The organism is Planococcus antarcticus DSM 14505 (assembly GCF_001687565.2).
Classification (GTDB): Bacteria; Bacillota; Bacilli; order Bacillales_A; family Planococcaceae; genus Planococcus; species Planococcus antarcticus.
In genome coordinates this window covers 1,748,965-1,771,644 of record NZ_CP016534.2, presented here as the reverse complement: position 1 = coordinate 1,771,644, position 22,680 = coordinate 1,748,965, and the positions used below count along the sequence as shown (strand labels likewise).

20 protein-coding genes are annotated in these 22,680 nt (G+C 43.3%); 7 read left to right on the top strand and 13 right to left on the bottom strand.

All coding sequences use genetic code 11. The annotated features are described in order from the left end of the window. Nucleotides 1-29: 29 nt before the first annotated feature. From BBH88_RS08815 to BBH88_RS08805, 3 genes are all read right to left on the bottom strand, one after another. Nucleotides 30-470: an NUDIX hydrolase gene (locus tag BBH88_RS08815; protein ID WP_006830706.1), complete on the bottom strand. Its 441-nt coding sequence runs from the start codon at nucleotides 468-470 to the stop codon at nucleotides 30-32. Nucleotides 471-554: 84 nt separating this feature from the next. Beyond that, the gene (locus BBH88_RS08810; protein WP_269147318.1) at nucleotides 555-905 is read right to left on the bottom strand and encodes an NUDIX hydrolase; all 351 of its coding nucleotides are present in this window, start codon (nucleotides 903-905) and stop codon (nucleotides 555-557) included. Between the two features lie 314 nt (nucleotides 906-1,219). Then, nucleotides 1,220-3,274, bottom strand: a complete 2,055-nt coding sequence (locus BBH88_RS08805) for an ATP-binding protein (protein ID WP_006830707.1) — start codon at nucleotides 3,272-3,274, stop codon at nucleotides 1,220-1,222. 380 nt (nucleotides 3,275-3,654) lie between these two features. Between BBH88_RS08805 and BBH88_RS08800 the strand changes: the two genes are divergently transcribed. The 3 genes from BBH88_RS08800 to BBH88_RS08790 are packed head-to-tail and all read left to right on the top strand — an operon-like array spanning nucleotide 3,655 to nucleotide 5,260. Further along, nucleotides 3,655-4,080: a DMT family transporter gene (locus tag BBH88_RS08800; protein ID WP_006830708.1), complete on the top strand. Its 426-nt coding sequence runs from the start codon at nucleotides 3,655-3,657 to the stop codon at nucleotides 4,078-4,080. 11 nt (nucleotides 4,081-4,091) lie between these two features. Continuing rightward, on the top strand, nucleotides 4,092-4,757 hold the full coding sequence (locus BBH88_RS08795) for a Crp/Fnr family transcriptional regulator (RefSeq protein ID WP_065536933.1): 666 nt from the start codon (nucleotides 4,092-4,094) through the stop codon (nucleotides 4,755-4,757). Between the two features lie 11 nt (nucleotides 4,758-4,768). Next, a complete protein-coding gene (locus tag BBH88_RS08790) occupies nucleotides 4,769-5,260 on the top strand; it encodes a DMT family transporter (protein ID WP_065536934.1) in 492 nt (163 codons plus the stop codon). Between the two features lie 479 nt (nucleotides 5,261-5,739). Here the strand turns inward: BBH88_RS08790 and BBH88_RS08785 are convergent, their stop codons facing one another. Then, on the bottom strand, nucleotides 5,740-7,671 hold the full coding sequence (locus BBH88_RS08785) for a fructose-1,6-bisphosphatase (protein WP_006831216.1): 1,932 nt from the start codon (nucleotides 7,669-7,671) through the stop codon (nucleotides 5,740-5,742). Between the two features lie 333 nt (nucleotides 7,672-8,004). On the opposite strand from BBH88_RS08785, the gene BBH88_RS08780 reads away from it, so the two are divergent. Further along, the gene (locus BBH88_RS08780; protein ID WP_065536935.1) at nucleotides 8,005-8,433 is read left to right on the top strand and encodes a hypothetical protein; all 429 of its coding nucleotides are present in this window, start codon (nucleotides 8,005-8,007) and stop codon (nucleotides 8,431-8,433) included. 230 nt (nucleotides 8,434-8,663) lie between these two features. On the opposite strand, the gene BBH88_RS08775 is transcribed toward BBH88_RS08780, so the two are convergent. From BBH88_RS08775 to BBH88_RS08755, 5 genes are all read right to left on the bottom strand, one after another. Next, nucleotides 8,664-9,224, bottom strand: a complete 561-nt coding sequence (locus BBH88_RS08775; RefSeq protein WP_238323438.1) for a DNA-3-methyladenine glycosylase I — start codon at nucleotides 9,222-9,224, stop codon at nucleotides 8,664-8,666. A 181-nt stretch (nucleotides 9,225-9,405) separates the two neighbouring features. Continuing rightward, nucleotides 9,406-10,695, bottom strand: a complete 1,290-nt coding sequence (gene ilvA / locus BBH88_RS08770; protein WP_065536936.1) for a threonine ammonia-lyase IlvA — start codon at nucleotides 10,693-10,695, stop codon at nucleotides 9,406-9,408. Nucleotides 10,696-11,207: 512 nt separating this feature from the next. Next, complete coding sequence (gene parC / locus BBH88_RS08765) at nucleotides 11,208-13,634, bottom strand: DNA topoisomerase IV subunit A (RefSeq protein WP_065536937.1); 2,427 nt, start codon at nucleotides 13,632-13,634, stop codon at nucleotides 11,208-11,210. Further along, entirely contained in the window at nucleotides 13,631-15,601 is a 1,971-nt protein-coding gene (gene parE / locus BBH88_RS08760) for a DNA topoisomerase IV subunit B (RefSeq protein WP_065536938.1), read from the bottom strand. The genes parC and parE overlap by 4 nt, the downstream gene beginning before the upstream one ends. 119 nt (nucleotides 15,602-15,720) lie before the next feature. After that, nucleotides 15,721-16,134 carry a CoA-binding protein gene (locus tag BBH88_RS08755; RefSeq protein WP_040852984.1) on the bottom strand — a complete coding sequence of 138 codons (414 nt, stop codon included), beginning with the start codon at nucleotides 16,132-16,134 and terminating at the stop codon, nucleotides 15,721-15,723. 130 nt (nucleotides 16,135-16,264) lie between these two features. Here BBH88_RS08755 and plsY point away from each other — a divergent pair, with 130 nt between their 5' ends. Then, a complete protein-coding gene (plsY, locus tag BBH88_RS08750) occupies nucleotides 16,265-16,858 on the top strand; it encodes a glycerol-3-phosphate 1-O-acyltransferase PlsY (RefSeq protein ID WP_006831416.1) in 594 nt (197 codons plus the stop codon). Between the two features lie 20 nt (nucleotides 16,859-16,878). Next, entirely contained in the window at nucleotides 16,879-17,169 is a 291-nt protein-coding gene (locus tag BBH88_RS08745; RefSeq protein ID WP_006831417.1) for a HesB/YadR/YfhF family protein, read from the top strand. Nucleotides 17,170-17,184: 15 nt separating this feature from the next. Here BBH88_RS08745 and BBH88_RS08740 read toward each other — a convergent pair whose 3' ends face one another. From BBH88_RS08740 to BBH88_RS08725, 4 genes are all read right to left on the bottom strand, one after another. Further along, complete coding sequence (locus BBH88_RS08740; RefSeq protein ID WP_006831418.1) at nucleotides 17,185-17,493, bottom strand: hypothetical protein; 309 nt, start codon at nucleotides 17,491-17,493, stop codon at nucleotides 17,185-17,187. Next, nucleotides 17,477-17,917, bottom strand: coding sequence for an acyl-CoA thioesterase (locus tag BBH88_RS08735; RefSeq protein WP_006831419.1), 441 nt, complete (start codon nucleotides 17,915-17,917; stop codon nucleotides 17,477-17,479). The genes BBH88_RS08740 and BBH88_RS08735 overlap by 17 nt, the downstream gene beginning before the upstream one ends. A 252-nt stretch (nucleotides 17,918-18,169) precedes the next feature. Next, nucleotides 18,170-20,884: an aconitate hydratase AcnA gene (acnA, locus tag BBH88_RS08730; protein ID WP_006831420.1), complete on the bottom strand. Its 2,715-nt coding sequence runs from the start codon at nucleotides 20,882-20,884 to the stop codon at nucleotides 18,170-18,172. A 141-nt stretch (nucleotides 20,885-21,025) separates the two neighbouring features. Next, the gene (locus BBH88_RS08725; RefSeq protein WP_006831421.1) at nucleotides 21,026-21,517 is read right to left on the bottom strand and encodes a DinB family protein; all 492 of its coding nucleotides are present in this window, start codon (nucleotides 21,515-21,517) and stop codon (nucleotides 21,026-21,028) included. A 222-nt stretch (nucleotides 21,518-21,739) separates the two neighbouring features. Between BBH88_RS08725 and BBH88_RS08720 the strand changes: the two genes are divergently transcribed. Further along, a complete protein-coding gene (locus tag BBH88_RS08720) occupies nucleotides 21,740-22,600 on the top strand; it encodes a site-specific integrase (protein ID WP_006831422.1) in 861 nt (286 codons plus the stop codon). The last annotated feature ends 80 nt before the right edge of the window (nucleotides 22,601-22,680 follow it).

The following is a 22,680-nucleotide window of genomic DNA, read 5'->3' as shown; positions in this document are numbered from 1 at the left end:
TTAGCCTGCTTTTTTTTCGTTGTGTTCTGTCAAAATGCTATATAAAACGGATGGCTACTGCTATTTAGACAGAACTCGATTGTTTGCTTAAAGTTTTTCCAAGTGACCATTTCCAGAGCTTCTGCAATGGGATAAAAGGCTACTTCCAGACTTTCGGCCGAAGTGGTTTCTATGCCCCCGACTGGTTTCGCTAAAAAAAGCGTATTGCAAATCGATTTTTCTACATTTTGAAACATACCGCAAAAATTTTCGATTTCAATGTCTATTCCCGCTTCTTCTTTTACTTCTCGGATTGCAGCCTCTTTAAGAGATTCTCCTTCTTCAACCTGTCCTCCTGGCATTTCCCATCCTCTCCGTGGACCTTTAATCAGCAATATTTCACCTCGCTCATTGAGAACAACGGCAGCTGCAGAAAGAATATGTTTGGGAGACAAATAAACAGGATTAGCATTTTGAATTTGAATAATCACTAGACATCTCTACTTTAAATCATTTTAATTTTATTTATCAATTTTCGATTTTATTTATTATTCGAATAACATTAGCAAACGATCTTAACTTTCAAGTTTTATCCATTCACCGACTTCACTGCCGTAAAGATTATACCGATCCCATAACACCGGAACAACCAATTGAATATTATTCATTCTTTCCCATTCAGTCAAGTTGATAAATTGTGCTGAATAGACTTCATCCATCTGCAAGTTTAAATCGGTCAGTTTGAGTTGCTCTGGACTCTTCCATGTATAGCTATCTAAAAAATAATTATTTTTCTTCAAACTGCCGATAAGAAGAAGATCCTGCCGATTGGCAACAAGCCCTGTTTCTTTTTCAAGTTCACGAATTGCTCCAGACAAACTGCCTTCTCCAGCGGTCACTGATCCTCCTGTGCATTCCCATAACAGAGGGCAAGTCTTTAGCGCATCTCTTTAGGTAACCAACAGCTCACCATCCTTGTTAAAGGTGAAGATTTTCACTAAGAGGTGGTATTCACCTTCTCTCATTACTTGACCGCGAACGTGATGTTTACCGAGTAAGTTTCGTTCTCCATCGAATAAACCCCATATTTCCATTGAATCATTTTGTCCTTTCTTTTGGCCAAGTTGATTATGCAGTTTTCTTTGTTACAGAGGAAAAGAAGAGACCTTGCAGCACAAGCAATCACATCTTTTCGTTATGGAGTTCCGCTAAACACCAAACTATCTTTGCTCTACTTTTTCTAGCTTTCAAGATGGAATTTCACGGAAAACACGGTGCCTTCAGCACTTGATTGTACTTCGATTTTCGCGTTGTGGCGAGCGGCAATGGCATATGTGACACCCAATCCCAAGCCAGTGCCGTTGTCTTTTGTCGTATAGAAAGGAGTGCCAATTTTTTTCAGAACTTCCTCATCCATTCCCTTGCCTTGATCCAGAATTTCGAGTACGACCGTCTTCTCTTCTTCGATGTATGTACGGACCCTAAGCATTTTTCCGGTTTCCATCGCTTCAAGACCATTTCGACACAGATTAATGAGCAATTGACGAATTTCATCGCGGTTTAAAGACATTTCGGGAAGGTCACGAGTCTCAAACTGAATAAATTTATTTTGATTGAGCGTATCAATCTTCAATAAAGGAGAAATATCATGAATAATGGCATTCAAATCCAGCATCTGTAAATCTGACGTCCGCGTATTGCCAATCGACAGAAATTCCGAAATAATAGAGTTGGCGCGGTCCAGCTCGTCAATCATGAGCTCAAAATACGAGTTAAAATGATTCAGTTCTTTATTATCTGTCAGCAACTGCAGAAAACCACGAACTGTAGTCATCGGATTCCGGATTTCGTGGCTGATTCCCGCGGCCATCTGTCCGATCAGTTCTAAATTGGATAAACGTTTCAATTCGTTTTCATAGTTCTTTTTTTCTGTAGTGTTTTTACACAAACAGCAGATGCCATCGTCAAATGGATAGGCAACCACGTCATACCAATAGGAATCAGCAACAGAAGATATTTCAAAATGCACCGGGACCCGCTCGAACATTGCACGGGACAGTTCTTTATAGAGAACAGTATTAAAATTTTCCGAAAAAATCGACCATATCGTCTTGCCCATCACATGTTCGGCCTTTTTCCCTTCTGGAAGTGGCTGGTGGTGATTGACATAGATAAATTCCCAGTCCTTGTTTAATGCGAAAAATCCATCTGTTATGCTTTCAATGACACTGGTGACTTTGTCATTGGCATTAGCCAATTCATTTGTCCGCTTTTTCACACGAAGTTCCAGTTGGTCCATGTAAGTTAGATTGGAATAGGTGAGTGCTGTGGCATCGACGATAGACTGTGCCAGATGCACCTGCGATTTCTCATCAGACTGCAAGGTCTCCATTAAGCAGGCAATGGCGATAAAACCAAAAGCGTCTCCTTTGGAAATCAATGGAATGAGCAATAGCTTGCATCTTTCCTCACTTGGAATAAACTTAATCGTTTGCTGGACAATTACTTCATGGACGATATGTTTCTTGCTTTGATTTGTTTGAATATCATTCAGAACCTTTTTCCATTCGTCTTCTGTCCATTCTGCTTCTTTGCTCATTCCATTAAAGCTTAGAGTGTCCGAATCATTTGAGTCTTTCAAATAGACTGCAACATTCTTGCAATCTACCGTTTTGCTTAAATAATAAAAGCAGGTATCCAAGCTTTCCTCTACGGTTGAACACCTGGAAAGCTCACGGTTGGCATCAAGCAACAATTGTTTTTCAACAATTAACTGTTCTTTTTGTTTTAAGTTGTTGGCGTTTTGGATAGCCACTGCTGCCATATTGACATACGCTTCTATGCTTTGAATCTGCATCTCTGTGATGTTCATCGGTTTTCCACAATCAAATAGAAAAACCAGTCCAAATAGATTCTGCTCGTAAATGATCGGAAGACCAAGAAGAGAATGGATTTTGAATGAAGCCACAGCGCTAGGGTTTGGCCGATTGTCCTTTGAAGTATCGGGAATATAAATTGTCTGTTTAGCGGTAACGACATCTTTTGCAAACAGGTCCGTTTCAATGTCGATTTTTTGTGAAAAGATGGATTGTCCATTGATGAACTCCGGTTTTCCCGCTACTGCTTTAAAGTATCCGGTGCCGTCTGGCAAGTAGATTCCAACCGAATCACATTGAACGATTTCCTCTGATATGGCTGTGGTGACATGCTCCAGCACTTCATGCAACTCGAGCTTTGTATTGATGATTTTCGTTAGTTCTGCTAACCTGGAATATCTATTTTGTTCTTTTAACATGGCTACTCACTCCGCTCTTGATCATCATGAAATGAAGATTTCTACATTTTTTTGGATAAACCGTTCGATTTCATCAAGATATTATGTCAGTATTTTACCATACAAATTTTTGCAAAGGCTGATAAATTTTAAACGAACATGCTATGCTAACGATTTTTGGGGATGTGCATGATATCAGTAAATACTTACATTATAGTGAAAATAAGCATGTCCAAACTGCTGAATGTTTCATAAAAAATGATTGCGCTTTTTTTTCAGTTTGTGTAAATTCTGCAAACAGATTCAGTCAACTCAGTTACACTAGATCAAAAGGGACATATGTCCTTTCAGCTCCCATTATATTCCTGTACATTAAAACGAAAGAAAGGTGGATGGACAAAATGAAAGGCATGCTTTTCGCATTGGCGGGCGGTTTTTTCCTGACGTTTCAAAGTGTCGCCAACGCCACAATCAGCGACAGTATCGGCACTTGGCAAGCAGCTACCATGACGCAATTTACAGGCTTTGTGCTGGCCATCTTAATTGTCCTCTTGCTGCGGGATCAGTCCTACCGGAACTTAACGCAAGTTCCACCGCTGTATGCTTCCGGCGGAATGCTGGCGGCTGTTGTTCTTTATAGCAATATGACCGCTGTCCACCGCATGGGTGTTACGCTGACAATCGGAGTTTTCCTGATTGCACAGCTCGTTACGGCCGTGCTGATTGACGGCAAGGGCTGGTTCGACATGGCCAAGCAAAAAATCGGCCGGACACAGATTGCCGGACTGCTGCTGATGATTGCAGGAGTCATTGTTTTGAAATGGTAAGGAGGATGACAATGGACCAAGCTATCCACAATTTTCTTCGCCGGTACGAACTGGCGGATATATTTCCGGAACGGCTCCGGCATTCTATGCACATAGAAAAGTTGTCCAGTGGTGAGCGACTGCTGTCTCAAGGAGACGATTCCGACACGCTTTATCTGCTAGTCGAAGGAAAACTGAAGGTTTCCATGCTGTCTCCTGAAGGGAAACGGTTGATCTTGGCATTCAAAAGCCCGTTCGATTTGGTGGGGGACATCGAATATGTCCAGCACTGCCCGCTCATCAACACGGTGGAAGCGGTCACTAATACTCGGGTCATCCGGATCCCATATCACGTGCTGCGAAAAGAAATGGGAGACAATGCCGTGTGGCTCGAGTTTCTCTTGAAAACGATTACGCGGAAATTTGAAATGAAATCGTACGCCATGAACTTCAACCTGCTTTATCCGGTAGACGTTCGCCTGGCCAGCTACTTGCTGTCCATGACACCGACGCAGCCGAAACTCGATGCCACTTCCCTTGTCGACATGGCAGACTTGATCGGCACAAGCTATCGTCATTTGAACCGGATCTTGCTGCAATTTCAAAAGGCCGGCTGGATTACCAAGAAACGCGGAAGGATTACCATCCTTGACCGCGCCTCCCTGCTTGCTCAGGCGGTTCAAAATATTTACGAATAGGAGTACAAGTTATGGCAATCGGCATCTTACTGGCGTTACTCGGCGGCGCATTTGTCTGCCTTCAAAATACATTCAATGCTAACGTCAAAAAACGAGTCAGTGTCTGGAACACTACAGCACTCGTCTTGCTGCTCGGATTTTTGGCATCTCTGGCTGCGGGACTGACTTTTGAAGGGAGCGGCCTGTTTAGATTCCAGGCACAGCCTTGGTTCTGGTTCAGTGGTATTCTCGGAGTTGGCGTCGTTGCCTGTGTTACTCAAGGCGTACAGATTCTCGGTCCAAGCCGTGCCATTTCCCTCATCATGGTGTCGCAGATTTTCTTCGGCTTGATGTGGGATACACTCGGCTGGTTCGGCCTCGAAAAAATCCCTTTCACCTGGCAGTCCCTGTTCGGCGTGCTGTTGATCAGCAGTGGTATTGTGCTGTTTCAATTGGGACCGAAACTGGAACAGCGTGAAAGGAAAAGAAAGTCTTTCGATGTTCGTGGCTCAGTAAAAGGGTAATGAAAAATTAATTGAATTTTAAAAGTAGATACACCTGCAAATAGACACCAATTCGAAATAAATGAGGTGTCTATTTTTATTACATAACAAGTCTTCAATATCTAAGGATTCGGTCAGTGATTATAGGATAGTAATAATTACAGAGGTCAGTTTTTAATTTCCCATTCTCTCACCTATAAGAATTTTCCATCTGTTACCTAATGAAAACTAACATTATAGGTTGCTTAACCAGTAGAATATGGAGCAAACTAGTGGAGACTCCCGCGGGAAAACAAAGTGCCGAAATCCACTCGGGCTGTAAGTCCGAGTTAGTTTGGCGCAAGCCCGCAGGAAAGCGGAGCTAGTTTGCGGAATATTCATAACAAAGATGTTATATTGTTTAGATTCAATTATTTACATGCAGACACAAAAAAGGAAGAGCCAGCACGATTTCGTTGCAGCTCTTCCTTTTCCTATGCCCCTATTGTTTCAAAAAACGCTTACTTCATATAACGGTATTCCCTTAAACTGTTCAAATTGAAAATCTCCTGCAGCAAGCCTTCTCCAATATTCGTTTCCCGGACTTTCTTGCGCTCTAGTTCCTCGTCAACTAGCCGTTTAACGGATAATACGTCCGTCCCGTTTTGCAGAACTTCTTCTTTTGAATTAAACAGCTGATGAGCAACTAGCTGCATGCCGTAGGAATTGTACAGCAACGTATATCCGGCAATTCCTGTCGTTGACTGGTAAGCTTTCGAGAAGCCACCGTCAATGACTAACATTTTGCCATTCGCTTTGATTGGGTTTTCCCCGTCCCGCTCCTTGACCGGTGTATGACCGTTGATGATACGCCCATGATCCGGATTTAACTCGAATTCAGCCAGTATTTTGCGGCATATTTCCTCATCTTCGCGCAAATAATAATAAGGATTTTTCCGTTCCTTATGCGTTTCTTTGTCTTTAATAAAATAGCGCTCAAAGGTAGTCATTTCACGCTTTCCGAAAAGGGACGAGTATTCTCCTGTCCATAGGTACCAGACCATATCGGTCGCAAAGTCATCGGTTTCTTCCGGATGGGCGAAGGAATAGCGCAAATAACGTTCGAAAAGATCCAACAATTCCCGTCCGGCATAACTCTTCCCTTCAATCTCCATTTTTTCCATATTGCCGTTTTCTTCCAGTGGAATGCACCCGTGAATGAGCAGATTGCCATTGTACTTCAAATAAAGGCTGCCTTTTTTCATAAGAAAACGCATATGCCGTGTCAGTTTTTCTGAATGCTGTACAGAGAACAGCAGTTTATCCATGACCCGTTTTTCTTCTTCCAATAGTTCATCTGGCTGCTCTGGATTGATCGTTGCAAAACACGTGTTTTCGAGTGGATAGGTTTTTCCGTGGATGGTTGCTTGCTTTTTCTCGTAATCGACTTTCTCTAACAACAGGCGGTCTTCCATCGCAAAGCAAGGGCGCCTCTTGATAATTGGGCTTTCCAACTTGAACTGGATGACAGAAATGGCCTGATGGATTTTAGTGATTTGCAGCTGTTCCTGCTCCGTCATTTTTTCACCTGAAATTCTTTTCGGATGAAAAGCTGGATTGTCATCGTAATACTTCTCCGCCAAGTTCAACAGTGGTCGCAAGTTGATGCCGTAGACATCTTCAATAATATCCAAGTTATTGTAGCGTGCACAAATCCTTAGAATGTTCGCCAGGCACACTTTCGATCCGGCATATGCACCGATCCACAAGACGTCGTGGTTTCCCCATTGAATGTCCACAGAATGATAATCGATCAGTGTATCCACGATTTTATGCGGATCCGGACCCCGGTCGTAAATGTCACCTACCACATGCAAATGATCTACCGTTAGGCGTTGAGTCGTATAGGCAAGGCCAATAATCAGCTGATCGGCTTGTCCCAGCGAGATGATTTGTTCAACCATTTTGGCGTAATACTCTTTTTTGTTTTTAAACTCATCTGTTTTGTACAGCAGCTCTTCAATAATGTAGACAAACTGATTCGGCAAAGCTTTGCGCAGTTTTGAACGTGTGTATTTAGAGGCTGCATAAGAAATAAGCTTCAGTAGCCGTTCAATAACTTCTATGTACCAGGCTTGCAATTCTTTTTTGCTGGTGAAGTGGCTTTTGATCAATTGCAGTTTTTCTTCTGGATAATAAACCAACGTCGCAAATTCGTTGAGTTCTTTTTCGCTCAGCTCATTCTTGAACAGATCTCTTATTTTCACTTTCACATTTCCGGAACCGTTTCGCAGCACATGTTGAAATGCCTGGAACTCTCCGTGTAAATCGCTCACAAAATGTTCGGTCCCTTTGGGAAGATCTAGGATGGCTTCAAGATTAATGATTTCAGTCGCGACTTTTTCTTCGCAGTCATATTTTTGCGCTAACAAATCCAAATATTTTAAATTCAACATCACGTAATCCCCCTTCGCGTCTCGCTTCCATTCTTCCATGCATCGGAACGATAGAAACGGATAAGATAAAGATTGAAAATTCAGGATCAGCAGCTGGCCAAGCTAACAGTAAATATATGCACATGACTTTAATAATCTGGTTTTATTTGGATAGAATTAATCGTATCATTAAGCAAATAGGTCGCGTTAACTAATTCACGAAAAAAGAGTCTTCCTTATGACTCAGTTTACAGGAGAAACCTTGTAAGCTCTAGTAGAAAAAACAGAACAGCGAAAAGCTTTCCGAAAACGGAGGCAATCCATCCATTCAGAGAAAATGAGGTAATTGATATGATTAAATTTGCAGTGATCCAAAGCATTGAGTTGTCCTTGCGCTGGGACGAGCTTTTGAATGTCGCGCTCGGCTTGGCGGATGAGTTTAATGTCGTGTTCCCAAACGGAGAATACGCCCCCGAAAATTTTTTATTGAACGGAAGACCCGAATTCGAATCCGTGTCCGATTTAAAAGTGAGTCATTGGCTAAATATGGAAGACAACTCGATTTATTTTGGCAGTCTGGATGATTCCATACGAAAGTTGATTATGGACTTTAACCACCAAGATCCTACCAAAGATATGAGCTATCTTTGGCATTACAGCTTATATAGACATGGAATCGAATTGCTGAACGTTCAAGATTTCACTGTTTGTCTCCTTGATTTGGATACCGAATTGACCGCTCACCTTCAGCAGTTACAGATCAACTGGCGAGACGAATAGGGCGGTTCTTCCAGGCACCGGGTTGGGGAAAACGATAGGCTTGTAACAAATACAAGGATGGCGATCAAACTGTTCCAATGAAATTCTCCCCTTTTATTTCCATCTTTTTTTGTGTACATCTTACTTACCTTCTTTACCTGTATTCTGCATTTATCTGGAAATTCCTTGTGGAAACGAAAAAGAACAGAGAAGCAATGACTCGGCTTCTCTGTTCTTTAATTTGTTTCGCATTAATTTTGCGTACGGTATTCACAATCTTTGATATGATCATTGATCATCCCAATGGCCTGCATGAAAGAGTATGTCGTCACAGGCCCTACAAACTTGAAGCCCCGCTTTTTCAAATCTTTGCTAAGCTGAACCGATACTGAGGACTGAGCGGGAATCTGTCTATCGGTCTCCCAATTGTTGTGGATTGTCTTGCCGTCTGTATAGCTCCACAGGAACTCAGCAAAACTGTCCCACTCTTTCAAGATACTTAGCACCGCCTGGGCATTTGTACGGACTGATTGAAGCTTTGCACCATGCTTGATTACTGCACAATTTTCCTTTATGGACAACAGATTCGCATCTGTCAGCTCCGCACAATGCGCAATGTCAAAATGATCAAAAGCCTCCTGGTAAGCGTTGCGCTTGGATAACACGATATTCCAGGATAGACCGGCTTGAGCGCCTTCTAGTATCAGCATTTCGAAAATATATCGATCATCCCAGCTCGGCTTGCACCATTCTTCGTCGTGATAGTTCTGCATGAGCATATTGCTTTGCGCCCATAAACACCGTTTTTCCACTTGTCCCACCCCGTCTCTTTAGTTGACTTCACCGTACCATTCAAAAAACCCTGACAGCTGTCGATTTCCAGTTTTTTCAGCTATTTAAAACGTTAAACAAGCGTTCGCCTTTGTGCTAATGCACATTGCAAAACGCCTGTTTATTCAAGTAAGTCTGGATGATCAAAAGGCTGTCAATTCCCTAAATCAATAAATTAAACAGCAGGGAATCATTATTGATATCTTTGTACGGAAAACCATTTTCTGCCATGCGTTTGACGAGTGGTTCATAGTCTTCTCGGCATTTCAGTTCGATGCCGACTAGAACCGGGCCTTCTTCGCGGTTTGTTCGTTTCGTGTATTCGAAATGGGTGATGTCATCGGTTTCACCCAGCACTTGTTCCATAAATTTGCGAAGTGCGCCTGCACGTTGCGGGAATGTGACGATGAAATAATGCTTGAGCCCTTCATAGATCAAGGACTTTTCCTTTATTTCCTGCATCCGCTCAATGTCGTTATTGCCCCCACTGATGACGCATACCACGTTTTTGCCTCTAATGTCATCTTTATAGAAATCAAGAGCGGCTATGGACAAAGCGCCAGCTGGTTCTGCGACTATGGCATTTTCGTTATACAGCTGCAAAATGGTTGTGCAGACCTTGCCTTCTGGGACCAGTGCGATGTCATCTAGTACCTCGGAACAGATAGCCATGGAAAGATCACCGACCTGTTTGACCGCAGCCCCGTCAACAAAGGTATCAACCGTGTCGAGGCGCGTCACTTGACCATTGGCCAGCGAAGTTTTCATGCCGGCAGCCCCCGCTGGTTCGACGCCAATCAGTTTAGTCGAAGGGCTGATGCCTTTTAGGTAAGAGCCTACGCCTGACGCCAATCCGCCGCCGCCAATTGCACAAAACAAATAATCGACCGATTCCTGCATATCATTGAGAATTTCCACAGCAACCGTTCCTTGTCCTGCAATGATGCGGTTGTCATTAAAAGGATGAACAAAGATTTTTTCTTCTTCTGTACAATATTCCATCGCCGCTGTAAAAGAGTCGTCAAAGGAGTCTCCTGTCAAGACAACCGATACCTTGTCACCCCCAAAACGTTTGACCTGCGACACTTTTTGGCGTGGCGTCGTCAGTGGCATAAAGATTTTCCCTTCGATGCCGAGTGCAAAGCATGAGTAAGCGACACCTTGTGCATGATTGCCGGCGCTTGCACATACCACTCCTTTGGCGCGTTCCGGAGCATTCAAGCTGCGGATGAAATTATAGGCACCACGTAGCTTAAAGGATCGAACTACCTGCAAATCCTCGCGCTTCAAGTAAACATTGCAGCCATATCGTGCGGACAGCAGCTCATTTTTTTGCAATGGCGTCTTGATGACGACATCCTTAAGTGCTTGGTTAGCAACCATGATTTCTTCCACAGATACTTTTGAAAAAGTCACTTCCCTGTCAAGCTCTGTGATGTTGGTTTTAGTCATAGATGTCACCCTCTTGTTTTTATTTATCTCACTACTCTAACACATCAAAGCGCTCAATTGGTGAGAAAATTGCGACAATTAAACTAAAAATTTTAATACATTAGTTTAGTTTTTTCTTTTTCAACTCACATGTCTTCAGGTAATAGCCGAGGAACAATAGGGAAAATATTTCTCCGTGTTTTTATGCGTAGAACCTTGGCTTTCTTGCGTATTTTCCCCCTGAACGTGCGTAACAGCAACTGGATCGTGCGTGGTTTTCCCCAAGCGTGCGTATTATCGAAAAAGCGTGCATATCCACTCGCGTTCGTGCATTTCGTGAAGACCCCCGAAAAAGTTCACCAAACAAAGCCCGAGCTTGATCATCCTCTACTTCTACGAGGTTTTTACCCGCGCAAAACTATTCATATTTATTCAAGCTCGTTAAATTTTAACCATTCATAAGCATTTGAATCCATTTAAATATTCATAAAGAAATCCCCCTTCTCTTTGAATAAAAGAAGGAGGATTTTAAATTATTCTTTTCTTTCAAAACGATAGGCAGAATTCACTTGCCCATCTGTTGCCTCATCCGCAATAAATGAACCATTCGAATAACGATCTACGTTTTTCAATGAATTAGCAACCAAAGAGATTCGAATACCTTTGGCAGTTTCCAAAATAATTTCTTCTTTTCCGGTCGCGCCAATTACAGCTACCACACGGTGAGGGTTAGATTTTAATTCCCGAAGCATGACAACACCACGCTTCGCACGGTTGCCGCTTTCAAATTCCTGCAGCTTCATTTTCTTCGCCGCCCCGCGATGAGTGATCAACACAAGCTCCTGCTTCACTTCCGGGTCAATCATGACAGCTGAAACGGCCTCGTCGCCGTCCTTCAAGTTGACGCCTTTGACCCCTCCGGTACGAAGTCCGGTCAGTGGAACTTCGTCCAGTGGGAAACGGACACCGTAGGCTTGCTTTGTACCGATGAATAATTCTGTTTCTTTGGTCACTAATGTCGCATAAATCATCGCATCGTCTGATTTTAGATTCATTGTCTTAATGGCGCGTGAATAGCGCTGAATCTGATAATCCTTCAAAGCCGAACGTTTGACCTGGCCTAGTTTTGAAACGGTTAGGATACTAGCATCTGCATCAAATTTCTCGAATGGATAAACCGCAAGAACAGATTCATTAGCATCCAATTGCACGATGCTGGATAAATGCTGTCCAAGATCTTTCCATTTGATATCAGGCAACTCGTTGATCGGTTGGAAAACGAAGTTCCCAGCCGTGGTAAAAATCAGAATCGTATGCTGCGTATTCAAATTGCCTTCGAACAGCAAGTAATCCGATTCTTTCATCGCAAAGTCCTTGCCGTTTGAAGCCGCATGCGAACGTGTACTGGTCCGCTTAACATAGCCTTCTTTCGTGATTGTCACTACCACTTCTTCACTTGGAATCATGATTTCACGTGTGATGGTGATTTCTTCGATCTTGTCTTCAATAACCGAACGGCGTGGTTCGGCGAATTGCTTACGGATGCTTGCTAATTCTTTCTTGATGATATTTTTCAATTTGGTCGGGCTAGTCAGGATACCCGTCAATTCAGCGATCAGTTTCTTCAGATCGTTTTCTTCTTTTTGCAGGTCGGTGATGTCGGTATTGGTCAGTCGGTATAATTGCAAGGACACAATCGCTTCGGACTGCGCTTCAGAGAAATCAAACGACGCAATCAAGTTGTTCTTGGCATCGCGTTTGTCTTTTGAAGAACGGATGGTTTTGATGACTTTATCCAGAATCGACAAAGCTTTCATCAAGCCTTCCACAATATGCATGCGATCACTAGCTTTTTGCAGATCGAATTCCGAACGCTTGGTGATGACTTCTTTCTGATGTTCGATATAGGCATCCAGCATCGTCTGCAAAGTCATCATTGTCGGACGACGCTTATAGATAGCGACCATATTGAAGTTGTAGCTGACTTGCAGATCGGTATTTTTGTAAAGATAGCTTAAAATCCCGTTGGCTTGCACATCTTTTTTCAATTCGATGACAATGCGCAAACCGCTTCTATCGGATTCATCCCGCACTTCAGAGATGCCTTCAAGCTTGCGGTCAAAGCGGTGATCATCGATTTTCTTGATCATATTGGCTTTATTGACTTCAAAAGGAATTTCCGTAACGACAATTTGCTCTTTTCCGCCTTTTAACGGTTCTATTTGGGCTTTTGAACGGACGATGATCTTGCCTTTGCCAGTTTCGTAAGCTTTACGGATGCCGTCCAGTCCCTGGATAATGCCGCCTGTCGGGAAATCCGGCCCCTTAATGACGGTCATCAGTTCAGCAACAGTCGCTTGTGGATTGTCCATGCGCATCAATACGGCATCGAGCACTTCATGAAGCGCATGCGGTGGGATATCGGTGGCGTAACCGGCAGAAATACCGGTCGATCCGTTGACCAACAGGTTCGGGAAACGGGCCGGCAAAACAGTCGGTTCCATATCGGAATCATCAAAGTTCGGAATAAAATCCACTGTGCGTTTATCAATGTCGCGCAGCAATTCGGAAGAAATGGCAGACAAACGGGCTTCTGTGTAACGCATTGCAGCTGGTGAATCACCATCCATCGAGCCGTTATTGCCGTGCATTTCAACGAGCATATGGCGAATTTTCCAGTCCTGGCTCAATCGCACCATCGCTTCATAAACCGAGCTGTCTCCGTGTGGATGATAGTTGCCGATAACGTTACCAACGGTTTTGGCCGATTTACGAAACGCTTTATCGTTAGTATTGCCTTCATGGTACATCGCATATAAAATTCTGCGCTGAACAGGTTTTAACCCGTCACGGGCATCCGGCAGCGCCCGGTCCTGGATAATGTATTTGCTGTAACGGCCAAACCGATCGCCGATTACTTCTTCGAGTGGCAAATCTTGGTATCTTTCGGTTTGTGTCATACAATTTCCTCCTCAGCGTGAATCAAATCATTTTCTAGTATATTGCTATCATCTTCCAGTCCAAAGTCGACATTGTTTTCAATCCAGCGGCGTCTTGGTTCCACTTTATCACCCATTAATGTTGTAATGCCACGTTCTGCGCGTGCACTGTCTTCAATCGTAACGCGAATCAGCGTACGGGTCTCCGGGTTCATGGTGGTTTCCCATAACTGGTCTGCGTTCATCTCACCCAAACCTTTGTAACGCTGCAGCATATAGCCTTTGCCGACTTTTTTGATGGAGGCATCCAAATCTGCTTCTGTCCAGGCGTAATCGATGATTTCTTTTTTGCCAACTCCTTTGGAAACTTTGTAGAGCGGCGGCAATGCGATAAACACTTTGCCCGCTTCGATTAATGGCTTCATATAACGGAAGAAGAATGTCAGCAACAGCACTTGAATATGCGCTCCATCGGTATCCGCATCAGTCATGATGATGATTTTATTGTAGGCGATGTCGTCAATTGAAAAGTCAGAAGAAACCCCTCCGCCAATAGCATGAATGATGGTCGAAATTTCTTCATTTTTCATGATTTCTTCAAGTTTCGCTTTTTCGGTGTTGACGACTTTCCCGCGTAGCGGCAGGATTGCCTGGAATGTCCGGTCGCGTCCCTGTTTGGCAGAACCACCAGCCGAATCTCCCTCCACCAAGTATAATTCGTTTTTCGAGGCGTTGCGTGATTGGGCAGGTGTCAATTTACCGGACAACAGTGCATCCGATTTCTTGCGTTTTTTGCCGTTTCGCGCATCTTCCCGTGCTTTTCGGGCAGCCAATCGGGCCTGTGATGCCCGGATTGCTTTTCGTACGAGAGAAGCGCTGAGATCTGCGTTTTCTTCCAGGAAGTACATCAATTTCTGAGAAACAACCGAATCGACAATGCTTCGCGCTTCGCTTGTACCCAGCTTGCTTTTCGTCTGCCCTTCAAATTGCAGCATCGCTTCAGGGATGCGAACAGAAATAATTGCCGCCAAACCTTCTCGGATGTCAGAGCCTTCTATGTTCTTGTCTTTGTCTTTCAACAAGTTAATTTTTCGCGCATAATCATTGAAAACTCTTGTCATGGCCGCTTTCGCGCCGGTTTCATGCGTACCGCCGTCACGGGTCCGGACGTTGTTAACAAACGATAGAATTGTTTCGGAATAGCCATCGTTAAATTGGAAAGAAAACTCGATTTCCATTTCGTCCTGTTGACCTTCAATATAGGCCACTGGATGAAGCACATCTTTTTCTTCATTGAGATAGGCAACAAAAGCTTCAATTCCCGTTTCGTAATGAAAAACATCCTTGGCTTCTGTTCGCTGATCGAATAGCTCAATCTTCAGTCCTTTCAACAAGAAAGCAGATTCACGCAGGCGTTCCGAAAGGGTCTCGTAATTGTATTTGGACACTGAAAAAATGGTTTCGTCCGGCAAAAAGTGGATTAACGTGCCACTTTCTTTTGTCGAACCAATTTCTTCCAATGTCGTGTCCGGTTTGCCGCCATTTTCAAAGCGCTGGCGGTATTTTTTGCCATCTCGGAAAATCGTCACTTCCAAAAATTTAGACAGTGCATTGACGACAGATGCGCCGACGCCGTGAAGACCTCCGCTTGTCTTGTAGCCGCCCTGCCCGAATTTCCCGCCGGCATGCAGAACCGTCAAAATCACTTCCGGTGTGGGTTTGCCACTGCGGTGCATTCCCGTTGGCATGCCGCGACCGTAATCCCGGACACTGATGCTATTGTCATCCTGAATGGTAACGGTGATTTTATCTCCGTGGCCTGCAAGTGCTTCATCGACAGAGTTATCGACAATTTCATAGACCAAATGGTGAAGTCCACGTGTATCCGTCGAACCGATGTACATCCCTGGCCGTTTCCTGACAGCATCTAAGCCTTCGAGTACTTGAATCGCTTCTTCGTTGTATGCCGTATTTTGAATTTTAGCCATTTAATTCCCTCCAACAAACGTTTGTTCGCTTTTTTCTCTCTCTTTATCGTATTCTATTTCTTGTCTATCTGTCAAACTTCATAGAAAAAGAGCGCTGGGCGCCCTTTTGCGGTATTGCCTTATTTCAGGATGGCGTGTTCCACTTTGATGCAACGGTCCATTATGACTGTATATCCCACATCAGCCAACCGATTAAATACGTTCTCATCAACCACATTTAATTGTGTCCAAAATACTGGACAATCGATTTTTATGAACTCATCGGCGATACCCTCCAGAAACTCACTGCGCCGGAAAACGTTGACGATATCCACTTTTTCTGGAATGTCACTCAAAGAAGCGTAACTTTTTTCACCCAGTACAGTATCTGCCCGTGGATTAACCGGAATGATGCGGTAACCTGCCCGTTGCATAGATTCTGATACGATATAGGAAGTTCTGCTAGGATTTGGGCTAAGACCGATTACGGCAATGGTTTTCGCATGATCGAGTACATTCTTGATTTCTTTGCGGCTCGGATTGTTCAAGATGATCACCTGTCCTTTTTATTCTATCATACACGATTTCGTCCTGCCTGTTGAATAATTCGCCGTCTATTGTTCAAAGAACATCAGTCATGGTAAACTGAAACTACAAAATAAGGTTGTTCTAAAGGAGTTCATAATGACTATACTGCTTCCCATTCTATTAGCTTACCTCCTCGGCTCGATTCCGTCTGCCTTATGGGTCGGGAAACTATTTTACAAAACAGACATCCGAACAAAAGGAAGCGGCAACCTCGGTGCTACCAATACATTCCGGACACTCGGCAAGAAAGCCGGTATCGCCGTCACTCTGCTGGACATTCTGAAAGGAACGGCTGCTACACTGATTCCACTTTATATCACAACCGATATCCATCCTTTGGTTTTTGGCATCATTGCAGTTATTGGCCATATTTATCCGGTATTCGCTAAATTTAAAGGTGGAAAAGCCGTTGCCACATCTGGCGGCATCTTGCTCGGCTATCAATGGCCGTTGTTCATCATGGCGGTTGCTGTGCTATTGATTGCATTAAAAATTACTAAAATGGTATCATTATCATCAATTATTCTGGCAGTCGTATTCATCATCTACATAACTATTTATGCAATCTTTACAGGAGACTACTTGTTCATGATTGTCATTTATATTCTGGCGTTATTCATCATCTTCCGCCACCGCACCAATATTGCCCGTATTCGTGCTGGCACAGAACCAAAAATCAACTGGCTATAAACAGTGGAAGGACGTGTGACATGCAGATTAACATTAGTGACGATGCACTCAATTGGTTTAAGGAAGAAATGGAAGTGGTATCAGGAGAAGCGGTCCGCTTCTTTGTCCGTTATGGTGGTTCAAGCAAGCTACAGCCAGGATTTTCACTGGGTGTAACCAAGGATCAGCCACATGAAATGGCTGTCCAACTGGAACAAGACCAAGTCACCTATTTTATTGAACAAAGCGATGTCTGGTATTTTGATGGACATAATCTCCAGGTCAGTGTGAACGATGACTTGCACGAACTTGATTATTCATATGCAAAATAAAAAAGCATGAATAGCTCATGCTTTTTTATTTTGCAATTTATTCAGTTGCTCTAGTTGGCCCTCTTGGCGCAAAATTGCTCGTTGACGCTCACCGAACAAGTCAAAATGCGGATAATCCCCTCGCAAATCTAGCCATTCAGGCTGTAATCCATACTGCCTGCCCCAAGAAACAAGTTTTTCCAAGTCGCAGCAGCCAACTTTGGTGACCGTACTACAGCCTGGAAAGCGGTCATCCACCCAGTAATGGGTCAAAAACGAGATTTTTCCGTCGATGACCCCTTGTTTCCAGTGTTCGAGTTCGTCTCGCTTAATTCCGAACGCCATCAGCAGCCTGCCTTTTGATTTCTTCGTATTTTTCATGCCATTCTGGATAGATTTTTTTGATTGAAACCGGTCGGAATGACTCTTTTTTGACGACAACATGCTCGGAGATCGCAGTTGCGGCAATTGCACCATCGTCATGGACAATTTCATAGCCGTATTTGGTACGCAGGCGTCCGTGTTCCTCTACCCACGTACGGATAAAGGCTTTTTCCCCGTAGCGAAGAGCGGCTCTATATTGAATGGAAATATCAGTCACCGGAGACAAATAACCATCCTTCTCCATACCTGCATAGGTAAATCCTAAGTCTTCAATCAGCTTAGTACGCCCGATTTCCAGCCAGATGATGTAGTTAGCATGATAAACTACCCCCATTTGATCGGTTTCCGCGTAACGGATTTCAATTTCTTTTTCACTTATGTACATGTCTATTTCACCTCTTTACCAGTATACAAGATATTCGTTTTTAGATGTAAGAGAAAAGGCTGCTGAGGAAAATCCCCAGCAGCCTTTTGCAGTTTTTTTATAGCTTAGAAACTCTAATTCCTAGCTTATTATTTATTGTCTAGCTCGTCTAACGAATTGATTTTAGGTCATAACTGGCTGTGCGACTAAAAATACATCACTTCACCAGTAGGTCTTAAGACTGTTGGATCAACACGTTCGCTTCTGCTTTTCTTATACTTCAAGTAATTTGTTACGAAGCACCATTTGCAGGATGCCGCCGTGGCGGAAATAATCTACTTCCACTTCGGAATCGAAACGTGCCAATACTTTAAACTCAGTTACTTTACCATCTTCAGCAGTAGCTGTAACAGTAAGAACGTCGCGTGGTTTCACGTCATCAGTCAAGTTGACGCTGATGGTTTCGTGTCCTGTCAATCCAAGAGAATCTGCGCTTTCGCCGTTAACGAATTGCAACGGTAGAACGCCCATCATTACTAGGTTTGAACGGTGAATACGCTCATAGCTTTCAGCGATAACTGTTTTGATGCCTAGAAGGAATGTTCCTTTAGCCGCCCAGTCACGTGAAGAGCCCATGCCGTAATCCTTACCAGTCAAGACAACAAGTCCAGTGCCTTGTTCCTGATACTTCATCGCTGCATCGTAAATCGCCATTGTCTCGCCCGTTGGCCAGTAAGTCGTGTAACCGCCTGTTGTTCCTGGGGCTACCTGGTTACGAATACGGATATTCGCGAATGTTCCGCGCATCATGACTTCATGGTTACCACGACGAGATCCGTAAGAGTTGAAGTTACGAGGCTCGACGCCGTTTTCACGAAGGTATAGACCTGCTGGCGTATCTTTACCAATCGCACCAGCTGGTGAAATATGGTCAGTCGTGATCGAGTCTGCGAATTTCGCAACAACACGAAGGTCAGATAACGCTTGGATTGGAGCAGGCTCTTTTGCAAGACCTTCAAAGAATGGCGGATTTTGGATATAAGTTGATGTAGCATCAAACTCATACAAAGAATCATCGTTTGTCTCAATCGCGTTCCAAGCTTCGTTCTCGTTAAATACATGCTCGTACTCTTTGCGGAACAATTCTGGAGTGACTGTGTCTTTAACGACTTTTTTGATTTCTTCAGTTGATGGCCAGATATCTTTAAAGAAAACGTCTTTGCCTTCTTTATCAGTGCCGATTGGTTCAACTGCGAAGTCGATATCCACTGTCCCAGCAAGTGCATAAGCAACAACTAGCATTGGAGAAGCCAAGTAGTTAGCTTTCACAAGCGGATGGATGCGCCCTTCAAAGTTACGGTTACCAGATAATACAGATGACACCAGCAAATCGTTGTCTAAAATCGCTTCTTCAATTTCAGGAAGCAATGGACCCGAGTTACCGATACACGTTGTACAGCCGTAGCCAACTAAGTTAAAGCCGATTTGATTCATGTAATCCAATAAACCAGAATCATTTAAGTAACCTGTAACAACTTTAGATCCCGGAGCTAGTGAGGTTTTCACGTATGCAGGTGGAACTAATCCTTTTTCTACTGCCTTTTTCGCTACTAATCCAGCACCTAACATTACGTATGGGTTAGAAGTGTTTGTACAAGATGTAATAGCTGCAATTGCCAATGCACCAGTCTTCATTTCAGCAGTTTTGCCGGTTTTGAATTGGACTGTTGCTGTTTTTTCGATTTCAGCTTCATCAAGTGCAAAACCGTGTGGCCCTTCTTCACCTGTTACAGCTTTGTTGAACTCGGGTTTCATTTGAGACAAGGGAATCAAATCCTGTGGACGTTTTGGTCCTGCCAAGTTTGGTTCGATTTTAGAAAGATCGATTTCTACAAGGTCCGTGTAGATCGGATCTTCATTTTCAACTTTGAAGAACATATCGTTCTCCTGCAAATACTTCTTCGTTACAGCGATTTGGTCTTCATCACGTGCAGTCAAACGCATATAATTAAGTGCTTCTTCATCAACTGGGAAGAATCCGCAAGTTGCACCGTATTCTGGAGCCATATTGGCAATTGTTGCGCGGTCAGCAAGTGGCAATGTCGTCACACCAGGACCGAAGAACTCAACAAATTTACCTACTACACCTTTTTTACGCAAAGTTTGTGTCACTTTCAACGCCAAATCAGTTGCAGTTGCACCGTTTGGAAGTTCACCCGTCATTTTAACCCCGATAACTTCAGGAATCGGGAAGTATGAAGGTTGTCCGAGCATCCCGGCTTCAGCTTCAATGCCGCCAACGCCCCATCCAAGAACACCAATTCCGTTGATCATTGTCGTATGTGAATCTGTTCCGAACAATGTATCAGGAAAAGTTTCGAATGTACCGTCTGTGTTTTCAATTGCGTGGACAACGTTTGCCAAGTACTCAAGGTTTACTTGGTGAACGATACCTGTCGCAGGTGGAACTGCACGATAATTGTCGTAAGCTTTTTGAGCCCAGCTAAGGAACTGGTAACGCTCTGCATTGCGGTCAAACTCAAGCTCCATGTTAATGCGGAGTGAATCTTCAGTGCCGTATTTATCAACTTGAACCGAGTGGTCAATGACAAGATCCACTGGAATTTCAGGGTTAATTTTGTCTGGATCTCCACCCATTTCTGCCATCGCTGAACGAAGTGCAGCCAAATCAACGACTACTGGTACGCCTGTGAAATCTTGAAGGATAACGCGTGAGGGCTTGAATGGAACTTCTGCTTCTTTGTTGACATCCTTGCCCCATTTTGCTAATTCTTCAACATGCTCATCTTTGATAACATATCCGTCGTGCTGACGCAATACGGATTCCAATAGAACTTTAATTGAATAAGGAAGGCGTGATACTTTAGCGATCCCTGCTTCTTCTAATGCAGCTAAACGGTAATAATTATACGTTTTGCCGTTAAGCTCAAAAGAAGTGCGGCTGTTGTGCAAACTGCTCTTTGCCATGTGTGTGTTCCTCCTTTGAATCTTTTGAAAAGGCCCGTGACAGCGCTTTTCTCCTCTTCTATCATACCGAACGTGAGAGCATAAGTAAATTACATTAAAATTATACAATGTGATAAGTTTTTCAAATGACTATCTTGTGAATCAATCGAGTTTACTTAATGTTTTCTCCAATTGCTTGAAATGGCGCTTTTCGTGCAGACCGACAAATGGGAACCATTGAATCAGTGGAACTTTACCGAATACTGGATGGTCCATAGATTTTTGCTTGAGCTGTTCATGTGTTGCCTGGCCAAATACTTCATACAGGAAATTATGTGAGGCATTTAAGCGTTCTTTCATTTCTGTAAGTGTGACGAATTCATCTGTCGGTACAACCTGTTTTGGCGCTTCCACTTTGAATGACCGGCTAACTGTCAGAGCAATCGGTTTTTTCAAAGCTTTTTCACTCGTTTCTTTCTTAAGTTCATGCGACACACCTTTCGCAACCGTATTTTCCATTAATTGAAGATGATCCAGTATCTGAATAGGTGACCACTCTTCCGCGGATGGTTTTTGATTTAATTTTTCATCTGTCATCCCCTCTACTGCCTGAAGAATATGACTTCTTATCTTTGCGTTGTCTTCTTTAAACATATCGGTATCCACCTTTATTTCATCTATTTACCCATCCTTATTAACATACCCTAATCTGCATAAATTATATACATCCAACGAGATCTGTTTTTCCTGTTGCCTTCAACTATCCGCAAGCACAAAATGACAGACTCTAGATAGGATTCGTAAGGGAAAACACGTTCTATTTACTTGAATGAATGGTATAATTTACGTAAATCTATTTAGAAGAGGTGACGCATAATGCCTTATGGTTATGAGAAATTCCGACTGGATAACGGCATTAGTCCGAACACAGTTGTTCATGAAGTCCAATTGATTCGCTCGCTCTTCGCTTTTCTTAGGCATACGTACAAAAAACCGGTGGAACCACATAACATTCGCCCTTCCGATATCCAGCAATTTCTAATGGATCAGCATGCATCCGGCATTAAAGACAGCACATTAAACCGAAAACTCATTTATATCAGAAGGTGGTTTGACTATATGTGGCAGATTGGTCGTATTCCAAACGATTTTATGCCCAAGTTCAAATTCAGTGAAAAACTGGATTTGACGCCATCTGATATCTATTTAGATTATGAAGATTTGCTGAAAAAGAAAGAGTCAGTGCTCGAAGCTGATCAGTTGTCCTTGAATGCCAAAATTCTTTTCATTTTATATCTTCGTGGACTTCGACTGCGGGATATGGTAACGATTGACGTGGAGAATTTTGATGACCGCAGCGGAAAATTGACTTTGGCGGTTGAGAAAAAGGATGGCTACCAATGCCTCCTGGGATTTAACGGCAAAGAGATTCCCGTTATGCTTGAGGGTATTGAACGCGCGGTATTCCGTGGGACACCCTACTTGCTATCATCCAAAGTGAAAAACGAATACACGATGTTTCAGATGGGATCACTGTCAGATTATACCGAAGCACTTTCCTCTTTTGTCGGCACCCCAATGCGCTCGGGTGATATCCGTTTTGCCTACGTCCATTACCTGTATTCTGTTAAGCATAAGAACCTGGAAGAAATCCAGGAAATCCTGGGCGTCTCACTTGACTCTGCATCGCGGATTCTCAAGGATTCTTTGGTTCGCCTAAAACGAGGCACACCGTAAAACAGCCTATCCCATTGAGTTGGGATAGGCTGTTTTATAGTTCCAGTCATATAAAAAAACCGAAATCCAAAGCAAAATTT